Source organism: Deltaproteobacteria bacterium RBG_16_64_85 (assembly GCA_001798885.1).
Classification (GTDB): domain Bacteria; phylum Desulfobacterota; class Deferrimicrobia; order Deferrimicrobiales; family Deferrimicrobiaceae; genus FEB-35.
In genome coordinates this window covers 5,153-6,512 of record MGQW01000018.1, presented here as the reverse complement: position 1 = coordinate 6,512, position 1,360 = coordinate 5,153, and the positions used below count along the sequence as shown (strand labels likewise).

Annotated in this window: 1 protein-coding gene and 1 pseudogene; both read left to right on the top strand. The window is 59.3% G+C overall.

Annotated features, from left to right (window positions below; genetic code table 11):
• Positions 1 to 296 (top strand): annotated as a pseudogene (locus A2Z13_03625) (hypothetical protein).
• Between the two features lie 3 nt (positions 297 to 299).
• Positions 300 to 1,175: a hypothetical protein gene (locus A2Z13_03620; GenBank protein ID OGP80506.1), complete on the top strand. Its 876-nt coding sequence runs from the start codon at positions 300 to 302 to the stop codon at positions 1,173 to 1,175.
• Positions 1,176 to 1,360 lie beyond the last annotated feature (185 nt).

Genomic DNA, 1,360 nt, shown 5'->3' with positions numbered 1-1,360 from the left:
GGATCGCCCAGGTCATCCGGGCGCGCTGGATCATCCTTGGGATCCTGGCGGCGTACGGGGTCGTCCCCTACGTCATCTTCCAGTACTATTCCATCGACCTCAGTTCGGTCACCACCTTGCAGTGCGTTTTCCCGGTCCTCGCCTGGTGCGCCATGGCGACCTATAACGCCTTCTTCCTTTACTCCTACCAGTGGTTCGCCAACATCCGCCCCCTCAACCAGATTCAACTGCTCCTCGACCTGCTGTTCGTGACAGTCGTGATCCATTACAGCGGGGGGGCAGTGTCGTGGTTCTGACCGATGTACCTGGTCGTGACCCTCGAATCGGTCCTGGTGATGGAGAAGTACTCGGACACCTTTGCCCTCGCCCTGGGGGCATCCCTGGCGTACGGCGGGCTGCTTCAGTTCGAATTCTACGGGATCCTCCCGCCCGTGAGCATGCCGTTCGAAAACCTCTCCCTCCAGCAGACCCTCCCGTACGATGTGATGAAGTGGGCATGGGTGACGATGATCAACATGAGCGTGGCCACCATCGGCGTCTATCTGATGAAGACGATCCGCCACCGGGAGGAGGAGCTCAATAAGCTCGTCATCAAGGACAACCTCACCTCCCTGTACAATCGCGCGTACTTCTTTTATCGGCTCAATTCGGAGATCCAGCGCGCGAAACGGTACAACCGCTCCCTCTCCCTCCTCATCATGGACATGGACAATTTCAAGCAGTTCAACGACCGGTACGGACACCTCGTCGGGGACCAGCTGCTCCGGGTGGTCTCCAGCACCATTCGGTCCAACATCCGGTACGGCGCCAAGAAGCCGAGTTACGAACTGGACATCCCCTGCCGGTACGGCGGGGACGAGTTCGCCATCATCCTTCCCGAGACAACTTCCGTCCATGCGACGGCCGTTGCGGAGCGGCTCCGCAAGGAAATCAACGTGAAATGCGGCCACGAAATGATGGCGCAAATCCAGGCCGCTACCGGCTCCCACCCGATGGAAGTACCGGACGTCACGGTGAGCGTCGGCGTGGCCTCCTTCCCCGAGCACGCGTCGATAACGGATGCGTTGGTGAAGGCGGCCGACGACGCCATGTTTGTGTCAAAACGCTCGGAGAAGGACAAGGTGGTCGTGTCGGAAATGGCTCCATCCCTTGTTCCGGCCAAGGCCGCCAAATAATCATTTTTCCGCCTGGTCCGTGGCGAAGAAGGCGATCGAGGCGTTCTGATCTTCCGTCCCGCGCCAGAACCCTGATCAACCGCGACATCTTGAACGCGGCGAGAGCGTCCGCCATTTACACCAGTTCCTCGAATCGGTCTGAAAAGAACTAACACATCTCGGACCAATCCGAGGGGGGCAGGTCA

What these genes read in the sequence shown, in the direction of transcription:
- A2Z13_03620 (OGP80506.1), top strand. Translation starts at nt 300, where the DNA reads ATGTACCTGGTCGTGACCCTCGAATCGGTCCTGGTGATGGAGAAGTAC.